Raw genomic sequence first — 9,723 nt, forward strand, 5'->3', positions numbered from 1 at the left:
ATAAATTGATTCCTGAGAATATATTAGCAAGTTTCTTCCTTTGGTTTTGTCCTTATACTTAATAATTTTAGGTTTTCCTAAAAATTTTTCAGGGTGTTTTTTCCAAGCTCTAAAAGCGGCAAAATAACTAATCCAAGCCTGCTCTAATCTTCTGATTATCTGCTTGCTCACTTTCGTGGGTAAAGCTAAATAATCTGAGGTTTTAGATACCAGATGATAGAGTTGATTAAAACTCAGTTTTTGGGAGTTTTCAAAGAAATATTGGCGATAATGGTAGTTAGCTAGATTGAATAAATTTTTTGACAAGAAGGCATAATGGTCGATTTCTGACCATAAGGGATGGTTTTGACTGATAATATGACGTTCAACTAGCTTCATATCCTGATTATACCTGATAACGTTCTTAAAATCTATCTGTGGCCAAAGTTCAGCAATTCTCATTTTAAGGTTTCATGACATTAAAACCCCTGCACCTAGAGGGGTTAATAATTCTTAACGAATCTCTATATCGCTGAAACAACGCAAAATCGTTTCAAAATGAGAATTGCTGGCCAAAGTTACTTATTTTAGTTATCTAGCTACAGAAATGAGTAACTTTAAAAAGCTTTAGGTAGGTTTTTGGTTTCTGTGGTTAACCCTTTAATTATCACCCCAAAATATAGCGCCGGTGTTTGTTTCCCCAGCAGATACCGGCATCTGTCCCCTTTTGTCGATTAAATTTGTTAGATTTTGGAGGAGAAATGTTAACTTATTTTAAAATTTATGTTGAGCAGCACTGCTACCCATCCCGTCGGGGGAACCGATATCGATCGCTTTGATTGTCGTCAAGTTTGGTATCCTATCTACTACGTCAAAGATTTAGACAAAAAGCAGCCCCAACGCTTTACTCTACTAGAAGAGGATTTAGTGATTTGGTGGGACAAAAATCAGCAAGAATGGCGAGTTTTCGAGGATAAATGTCCCCATCGCTTGGCTCCTCTCTCAGAAGGTCGTCTGAACGAAAGCGGACATCTAGAATGTCCCTATCACGGTTGGTCTTTTTCCGGAGGGGGAAACTGTGAATTTATTCCCCAACAACCGGAAAACAGTCAAGCTAACACCTCTCGACGCGCTTGTGTGCGGTCTTTTCCCACGGCTATCCGTCAGGGATTATTATTCGTTTATGCGGGTAATCCCGAAAATGCTCCCCTGACTGCGATTCCAATTATTGAAGCCATGGAGGAGGATGGTGATGCTTGGATTTGTTTGGATACATTTCGAGATCTACCCTACTCGGCCGTCACTTTAATCGAAAATATTATTGATTCTAGTCATGTTCCCTATACCCATCATCTCACCATCGGTAATCGGGCCAATGCCGCTCCTATGGAATTAGAAATTATCGAGTCCAATCGTCAGGGATTTAAGGGAATTTGGCCCGAAGGACCGCGTAAAGGTCAATTAGGTCAGCAATACAGCAATTTTATCGCCCCCGGATTAATTTACCACGATCTCACCTCGGAAAAGTTCGGACGGACTTTAACCGTAGTCTATGCAACTCCGATCCGTCAGGGAGAATGTCGTCTCTTTGCGCGGTTTCCCTTTAAATTTAACTCTAAGTTGCCGAAATTCTTCATTAAGCTTACCCCTACTTGGTATTCCCACATCAATCAAAATGCTATTCTCGAAGATGATCAGATTTTTCTCTACTATCAAGAGCGTTATCTGCAAGCTCAGGGAGGTAGTCAGAATTTTAGTCAAGCTTGTTATCTCCCCACCAAAGCGGATTTATTAGTGTTTGAGTATCGCAATTGGGTTAATCAATACCAAGCTGATCCTTTCGCCGGTCAACCTTTTCCCTCCCGACAATCAAAAGAGATTCTCCTCGAACGCTATCACTCCCATACCAAAAATTGTGCTGTTTGTCAAGGGGCTTTAAAAAATATTAATCGTCTGCGGGGGTTAACATTAGCGATCGCTATTATTCTTGGTCTATCTTTACCACTTTTAGCTCTAATTTTCGCTCAATCGGCCCTTGTTCCCGTGACAGTGCTGACAGCATTAACTGTAATTATGGTGGCAGCTTGTTGGCGCTTGGGAGAACTGAAAAAACAGTTTTATCAAGGACGGGAATTATTGCCGAGAAATACCGGTAAAAAGCGATAAAGCTCCCGAAAAAGAGCGGAAGTTAGGGAATCTGTTCCTCATTATCGACTTTGGGGGTTTGGTTTTGGAGAGATTGCTGAAGTTCTTGCCAGCGAGTTTCTGCCAGTTGTTTTTGTGCCTGCACTTCTCGGTCATTGGAACGATAACGAAGTGATTCTTGATAAGCTTGAATCGCTCGCTCGTATTGACCGAGTTTAAACCAACTATTGCCTAAACTTTTCCAGGTTTCGGGGTTATCTTTTTGTCTTTGAATCGCCTGTTGATAGGCATTTATAGCTTGGTAATTGTCGCCTAAACGATACCAAGCGTTACCGATACCGATAAAAACTTCGGCTTTTTGGGAAGAAATGCGGCGAGCTTTTTCGTAGGATGCGATCGCTTCTTGAAATCTTTCCATTTGATGAAGTAATGCCCCTTGATGTAACCAGGCTTGATAATAATTAGAATTGGCTTTAGTTGCTTGAGTAAATGCCTCCAAAGCTTCTGGTTTGCGGCCTAATTTTTGCAGAATAATCCCTTGACTATAGTGAGCTTGGGAAAATTGGGGATTAAATTGTCCAGCTTTGCTATAACTTTCTAAAGCCTCATTAATTTTATTTAATTGATACAAACTATTACCTTTTTGATACCAAATTAAGGCATTATCCGATTCGATCGCTAGAGCCTGATCGTAGGCTTTAACTGCCCCTTCATAATCCTCAAGATTTTGTAATGACCAGCCTTTTTTATACCAGGTTTTGGCATCATTTTGCTGAAAAGTTAACAATTTGTCAAGAGCTTTTTGGGCGGCGGAATATTGTTGCAGTTCTAGATAGATATCGGCCTTACCTTGCCAAGCTTGACTAGCGGCAGGATTAAGAGATAAGACCCGCTCAAAACTTTCCAAAGCCTCTTGATTTTTGCCTAACTTATCTAAAGCTTGCCCGCGACCGAGCCAAGCTGGCCAAGCGGAATCTGGGTTAATTTGAATAGCTTTTTCGTAGATAATTAAAGCTTCCGAGTATCTTTGTAAAGCTAATAAAGCATCAGCTTTTCCTTGGAATGCCTCAAGATAATCGGGATTAATTTTTAAGGCTTGATCATAGTAATTGAGGGCATCGGTATAGCGTTTGAGTTGATAAAAAGTCTGACCTTGTTGATAGTAACGAAGAGAATTACGAGAATTTTTCCAATAGTCAAAACCCAGATAAGAACCTGCTATTAAGCCAATTGTCCCACAGACAGATAAGATTTTTTTTAACCAAGATTTCCCTTGACGAGCAACTTGATCTTGAGATTTCACCACCTGGGTAGTTTTCGGATCGAGATGATGAATTTTACCTAATTTTCTCAGATCGATTAATGCTTCACTGGCACTGGTATAACGCTGACGAAAATCATAGCGGATCATGCGCTCGATAACATAACTAAACTCGGCGCTAGTCATGGCCAAATGTTGCCAGAGAATTTCCCCCGTGCGAGCATCCAGTGGAATATCTTCGGGCTCTTTACCGGTTAAAGCTTGTAATCCAATAATACCAGTGGCATAGATATCGCTACTAAAACGCGGATAACCTTGGGCCTGTTCACTGGGGAAATAACCAGGGGTACCAATAGCGATGGTAGAAACGGTTTTACCTTCTTTAACCACTTGAGTGCTAATTTGTTTGACAGCACCAAAATCAATTAAAACCAATTGATGATCTTGGCTGCGACGAATAAGATTGAAGGGATTAACATCGCGATGGATCACCTGTTTCTGATGGACAAATTCGAGAATCGAGAGAATTTCTGTTAATAAAGCCACCACTTTCCCTTCATCTTGCCTATAGACACCGGCAGTAATTTCTGTGGCTAAATCTTCCCCTTCAATGTATTCTTGCACGAGGAAAAATTGCCCATTTTCCTCAAAATAAGCAAATAAACGGGGAATATGGCGATGAATGCCCAATTCTTGCAGGATTTTCGCCTCGTTTTCAAAGAGTCGTCTAGCGATGGCTACAGTTTCGGCATCCTGGCACTGGGGTTTAAATTGTTTGATCACACAACGATTTTGATTGGGTAACTGGCGATCGCAGGCCAAGAAAGTCTGTCCGAATCCCCCTTTTCCCAATTGACGGATAATTTGGTAGCGATGACTAAGGATTTTTCCGGCAGCGAGTTCCATAGACGATGGCAATCTAGGGTTTTTTACTATTCTAGGCTTTTCGGCTCTCTTTTGCGGTCGATGGACAAAATGCGGAAATTCTGCCATTCTACTTTTTTCCCTATAGAGAGGGAAAAAATTCCCTGTTGAGGGGACTGACATGACAGACAGAAAAAAATAATCTAGAAACAGAGAAAGTTCACTGTTGTTTTTTGAGAGGATAACCGCTATGTCTATCAATCCTGTTACTAGAGCCAGCACAGCCTTACTGATTACCCTGCTCATGGGTTCCATGTCCGGTACTTTTCCCGTCCTCGCTCAAAGTAATATTAATCGGCAAAGTCTCATCGCTCAACAAGTCTCGATTCCGGCGGGAACAGTTATCCCTTTGAATTACGAGAAAGCCGATAAAATTTTAGTTTCTAAAAGTGATGTTATTCCTCTGACTTTAACCGTAGCCAGAGATATTCGTAACCGGAATGGGATTGTGGTGATTGCAGCGGGAAGTGAAGTCAAGGGTACTTTACAAGCGGTGGGCCAGGGTGTGCGGTTTATTGCCGACGAAATTCGCCTCGATGGGGGCAATCGCACTATTCCCCTCAATGCCACTTCGCGATTAATTACTACCACTGAAACCGTGCGTAAAGGGGCAAAAACTCAAGATATCCTAGCGGGAACCGTCGCCGGTGCGGGGGCAGCCACAGCGATCGCTGCTCTTACGGGCGATCGCAAGATCGAAGTTCTCGATGTCTTAGCGGGGGCAGCCGTGGGAACTCTTGCAGGATGGGGTTTACCGACGGCGGGAATTGTCGGTGGTAGTTCCGTGCAGTTATACTCTGTTAACCCCGATCGAGATTTAAATATTACCCTGCAATCGCCCCTAGTGATTAGAGATTAGTTAGGGTCTGCTGGCGGACTTGGTGTCAACTCATTGGTTTAAGCTGCCCGCGCCTTTAAATTGCTTGTTGAGACGAGACGAGACAAGAGACAAGAGACAAGACCCCCCAACCCTACCCGACATCGGGGGGGGCAAGGGGTGGCAAGGGGGGGTCAGCTAATCTAAGGATAGGCGGTTAAGATGCGTCTTAGTTTAATCGGAGCGATCGATTTGTTAGATTTTTAATAGTCGGTCTGTGAACCGATAGACAGAAACAGTCAAAACATCAGAATTCAGAGATCAAAGTATGAAACTTCCTACAGGGTTACGGCGAACTATTACCCATGCTTTGGCAACTTTTCTGGGAGTTATGCTCGGTTTTAGCAGTTTAGCGGCGGTAAATGCTCAAAATCTGCCCACTGCTGCCGCAGAGCTGCCCAGAATCCCCCCAGAGATGACGGCGGAAAGTTTTGTCGCTAAGGCAGTGGCGCGCACGGGTGCGGCGGTGGTGCGAATTGACACCGAAGCGATCATTACTCGTCCCAATAGCCCCTTTTTTGACGATCCTTTTTTTCAGGAGTTTTTTGGGGAACAGTTTCGTCTTCCCACCCAGCAGCGAGTGGCTGGCCAGGGATCGGGTTTTATTATCGATGGCAGTGGTTTAATCTTAACTAATGCCCATGTGGTCGATAATGCCGATAAGGTAACGGTAACTTTAAAAGATGGTCGTAGCTTCAAGGGGGAAGTACGCGGTACTGATGAGATCACTGATTTAGCCGTGGTGAAAATTAATCCCCAAGGGGAAAAATTACCTGTAGCCGTCCTCGGCAATTCCTCATCCATACAAGTGGGGGACTGGGCGATCGCAGTAGGCAATCCCGTCGGTCTAGATAATACGGTAACTTTAGGAATTATTAGCACGATCGGGCGCTCGGCGGCTAAGGCGGGTATTCCCGATAAACGCATTGATTTTATTCAAACCGATGCCGCTATTAACCCGGGCAATTCCGGCGGTCCTTTACTCAACTCCCAAGGAGAAGTCATCGGCATCAATACGGCGATTCGTGCTGATGCCATGGGGATCGGTTTTGCCATTCCCATCGACCGGGCCAAGCAGTTACAAGCGACCCTAGAATCAGGTCAAAAGGTGGCCCATCCCTATATCGGTGTGCAGATGGTTAATCTAACTCCCGATTTAGCCCGGGCGAATAATCAAAACCCCAATTCTCCCCTGATCGTGCCGGAAGTGGCGGGAATTTTGGTGGTGAAAGTCCTACCCAATACCCCCGCCGAAAAAGCTGGGATCCGTCGCGGGGATGTGATTGTTAAAGCTAATAATCAACCGGTTAGCGATGGCGGTGAGTTACAGGAAATGGTGGAAAAAACCGGGATCGGTCAATCTTTACCCCTAAGAATCAGAAGGGGTGAAAGGGCGATCGATCTCACCGTAATCACCGCCCAAATGTCAAATCAGTAATCGGCAGTCAGTGATCAGTGATCAGTCATCAGATGTGAGTTTTCATACCTTGATTGAGCAGGGACGAAAATCTTTTCAGGACTCGTAGCGTCGTTGACACTCCCCGAAGCACTCCTGCGAGGGATTCTTCATTCACGGGGAGATGCCTTGCAAAAGCAGTGCCTTTACTTGGTCTTACTCTCCCTCAGCAAAGCAGTAGCGGTATGCCCTACCGCCAAAATTCGTAAACCTTCCGGGGTCGAATAATTAAAGTCAGTAAGAGAGTCGCCTCTCCTACTGCTCTACAAAACGGAACGTGACAATTTCTCGTCATTCCGCTCCTCAACTACACGGGGTTTGTCATTCCTACGTCATTACCAACATATCCTTTACCCAGATGTAATTATCTGGTATGGGCGGTTCTGGCTTGACACTATTGCAGTCAGATTTGTTGCCTAGACTGCCATCATTGGCTGTCTTTTCATCATGGCAATGTCGATGAAGAAGTTGGAGGTTATTGTAACTGTTATTCCCCCCTAGTGATTTAGGGGTGATGTGGTCTATCTCCATTAAATCCCCATCTCTTAAGAAGTGTCCACAGTGAGTACATTTCCCTTTTTGCTTTTTCAACAGTTTTGAAATTTCTGTTGGCATTTCGGGATGAGTCCCCATTCTTGAACTCCAATAAACTAGGTTTCCATCGTAGGGTGAGGCGTTCCCTTTGACCTTCACATAGCGTCGGATTTCCGTTTCTCTATGTTCGTACAACCTTAGAGGATTATTTTCTTCTCTGGTTGTGAAAGCCCAGTTATTGCCACCTATTGTGTGAAAGTGTCTTTTAGAAATCCACTTTCTTCCTTTGTTTCGATGGCGTTTTATCCCCCATTTGATGAGTTTATGCCCTAGGATGTGGGTTAATCTTTCAAAGATTTTCTGACTAACCACTGTTGAGAAGTAATTGCACCATCCTCTTATTACAGGGTTTAACCTTTTAATGAGTTCAGCTTGGTTGATTCCCTTGCTGGTGTTTATGATGCGTTTAAGTTCTCTATAGTGTCTTATTTGACTCTCTTTGTTAGGGGTTATTATTGTTTTGAAACCAAGCAGATTACCTCTGACTTTTCCCGAGGTGTATTTACCGACGGGAAATTGTCTTATATTAAACCCTAGAAAGTCGAATCCAGCTTGTTCGCTTTCATGTTCTCTCAGTGTGTGGGCTATTCTTGTTTTACTTGGTTTTAACTCAAGTCCGATGTTTTGTAACCATCCCTCTATTTCCTTTTTGATTAGGAGAATAACCCCTAGGTTTTCATGTAGTACCACAAAATCGTCTGCATATCGGATTAAGGTCACTGATTTTATTTTGTCTCTAACACTCATTTGTGTCCCGTCTTTGCGTTTCATGTCAAATGAGGGTGCTAGATTCATAACCAATTCCTCTAACCCATGAAGTGCTATATTTGCCAATAATGGCGATAAAACTCCGCCTTGCGCTGTACCTTCTGAGGTTGGGAATAACTGTTTGTCGTCTATGACTCCTGCTTTTAACCATGATTTGATTTGTTTCCTCATGGTTGGGTAGGTGTTAAGTTTTTCTAACAGTTTTTGATGGTCAATGCGGTCAAAGCATTTAGCTATATCTGCATCAAGAACATACTTTGCCTTTTTGTTAATGGCTTGGAATATCCCTGCTATAGCATCGTGACAAGAGCGTCCTACTCTAAATCCATAGCTGTTAGGCTCGAATTTGGCTTCCCACTCTGGTTCTAGTACCAGTTTAGCTAGTGCTTGTAAGGCACGGTCTTTCATGGTAGGTATTCCTAAAGGTCGTTTTTCGCCGTTGGGTTTGGGAATCCATACTCGGCGTGTGGGTTTGACCTTTGTTCCCAAGTTTAGTTCAGTCATTAGGGTTAACCGTTGTTTTGGGGTTAGAGATTTAACTCCATCCACACCTGCGGTTTTCTTTCCTTGATTGTCTTGGGTTACTCTACGCACCGCTAACGCTTTAGCACTGTAGGACTTTAACAATAATTTTTGGAGTCTGTGAACCTTCTTGACATCTCCACAACTAGACGCTCTGAAAATTCGTTTTTGTAACTTAAAAACCTGACGTTCAACCTTTTTCCAATTGATGTCTTGCCAAGTCTTCCATTTATCCATCTGTTGAACAGTGGTCATAACTTTTACATTACTACTTACAACTTTTCATTCCCTGTAATCGTGAGTCCGTCTGCCTATCCTATTCGTTACAAATAGGCGTTGGCTTTTGACTCAATCTTTCCCTACTATTACCTGCTGTATTGCCGAGTTTTCGTCTTAGCTGACTGCTCTTAGTTTTCGACCTTTACTAAAGAGTAATAATCGGGTTACTTCGTTCCTCATAACCTTTGGTTTGTTCCCTTTAGGATGTCATCTTTTTACCGAGTTTTTGGGTAACGCTTGGTATATCGATACAAATCCTTATACCACCCTATACTATTGACCTTTTGGTACTGGCAGTGTGTCAGCCTTATTTCACTGCTTCGCCGTAACGGTAATTCGGACGATGACTTAACTTTCGTTATCCATAGGAACTTGCTTACGGTTGACTTATTTAGGCTATAAGTCGCTTTTTCCGCTCGATTCCCTGCTTTACGGATTGATGGCTAGTCGCTACCGTAAGGGCGTTTGCTTTCATTCCTGCGTCTGGAAGGTAAGACTTGGGGTTTCTAGGATACTAGCCCTCACTTACAAGGTTATGAAGTTGTCATCTGCTGAGGATTAAAGTGCGTACTCAACCCAGTTAGGGTTACTCAACAGAAGCCAGTCATCCCCCTATTTCTAGGTTTCGACTGAACGAATCGCACTTAATTGCGGCATTGATGTCTCTATCGTGGGTTTCTCCACACTTAGGACATTGCCAACTACGAATATCTAAACAATTAGTCCCCCCATAGAACCCCCTTGAGCCATCTTGCACACTTTTCTCTTTTTGTCAAATTTGGCTCTTCGGGAATTGTTATGCAAATAATTAACTTAAAATAAAATTCGATGAGAGCAACTACGCTCAAAAGTAGCTGAAATTCATACAGGAAAGGACTTAAGGCACAAATAGGTTAATACCAAAAGATAGACAATTGA

The 9,723-nt window shown here is 43.1% G+C and carries 6 protein-coding genes and 1 pseudogene; 3 read left to right on the forward strand and 4 right to left on the reverse strand.

Going from position 1 to position 9,723, the window contains the following annotated elements:
- Nucleotides 1-378: pseudogene (locus IM515_RS14995) on the reverse strand (RNA-guided endonuclease TnpB family protein); the annotation flags it as partial.
- A 384-nt stretch (nt 379-762) separates the two neighbouring features.
- Here IM515_RS14995 and IM515_RS15000 point away from each other — a divergent pair.
- Nucleotides 763-2,145, forward strand: coding sequence for an aromatic ring-hydroxylating dioxygenase subunit alpha (locus IM515_RS15000; RefSeq protein ID WP_287627079.1), 1,383 nt, complete (start codon nt 763-765; stop codon nt 2,143-2,145).
- Nucleotides 2,146-2,167: 22 nt separating this feature from the next.
- Here IM515_RS15000 and IM515_RS15005 read toward each other — a convergent pair whose 3' ends face one another.
- Nucleotides 2,168-4,291, reverse strand: a complete 2,124-nt coding sequence (locus tag IM515_RS15005; RefSeq protein WP_287627080.1) for a serine/threonine-protein kinase — start codon at nt 4,289-4,291, stop codon at nt 2,168-2,170.
- Between the two features lie 208 nt (nt 4,292-4,499).
- Between IM515_RS15005 and IM515_RS15010 the strand changes: the two genes are divergently transcribed.
- Together IM515_RS15010 and IM515_RS15015 are read left to right on the forward strand one after the other, a co-directional pair.
- Complete coding sequence (locus IM515_RS15010) at nt 4,500-5,168, forward strand: hypothetical protein (protein ID WP_287627078.1); 669 nt, start codon at nt 4,500-4,502, stop codon at nt 5,166-5,168.
- A 286-nt stretch (nt 5,169-5,454) separates the two neighbouring features.
- Entirely contained in the window at nt 5,455-6,624 is a 1,170-nt protein-coding gene (locus IM515_RS15015) for an HhoA/HhoB/HtrA family serine endopeptidase (protein ID WP_287627077.1), read from the forward strand.
- 345 nt (nt 6,625-6,969) lie between these two features.
- Here the strand turns inward: IM515_RS15015 and ltrA are convergent, their stop codons facing one another.
- A complete protein-coding gene (gene ltrA, locus IM515_RS15020) occupies nt 6,970-8,781 on the reverse strand; it encodes a group II intron reverse transcriptase/maturase (RefSeq protein WP_287627076.1) in 1,812 nt (603 codons plus the stop codon).
- Between the two features lie 628 nt (nt 8,782-9,409).
- Nucleotides 9,410-9,562, reverse strand: coding sequence for a zinc ribbon domain-containing protein (locus IM515_RS25950; RefSeq protein WP_287627075.1), 153 nt, complete (start codon nt 9,560-9,562; stop codon nt 9,410-9,412).
- Nucleotides 9,563-9,723: the final 161 nt, after the last annotated feature.

The sequence above is a fragment of the Microcystis sp. M44BS1 genome, from assembly GCF_020244875.1.
GTDB lineage: Bacteria > Cyanobacteriota > Cyanobacteriia > Cyanobacteriales > Microcystaceae > Microcystis > Microcystis panniformis.

Excerpts from the sequence above, each read along its gene's own strand:
- IM515_RS15000 (WP_287627079.1), top strand. The coding sequence starts at position 763 with ATGTTGAGCAGCACTGCTACCCATCCCGTCGGGGGAACCGATATCGAT.
- IM515_RS15005 (WP_287627080.1), bottom strand. The coding sequence starts at position 4,291 with ATGGAACTCGCTGCCGGAAAAATCCTTAGTCATCGCTACCAAATTATC.
- IM515_RS15010 (WP_287627078.1), top strand. The coding sequence starts at position 4,500 with ATGTCTATCAATCCTGTTACTAGAGCCAGCACAGCCTTACTGATTACC.
- IM515_RS15015 (WP_287627077.1), top strand. The coding sequence starts at position 5,455 with ATGAAACTTCCTACAGGGTTACGGCGAACTATTACCCATGCTTTGGCA.
- ltrA (WP_287627076.1), bottom strand. The coding sequence starts at position 8,781 with ATGACCACTGTTCAACAGATGGATAAATGGAAGACTTGGCAAGACATC.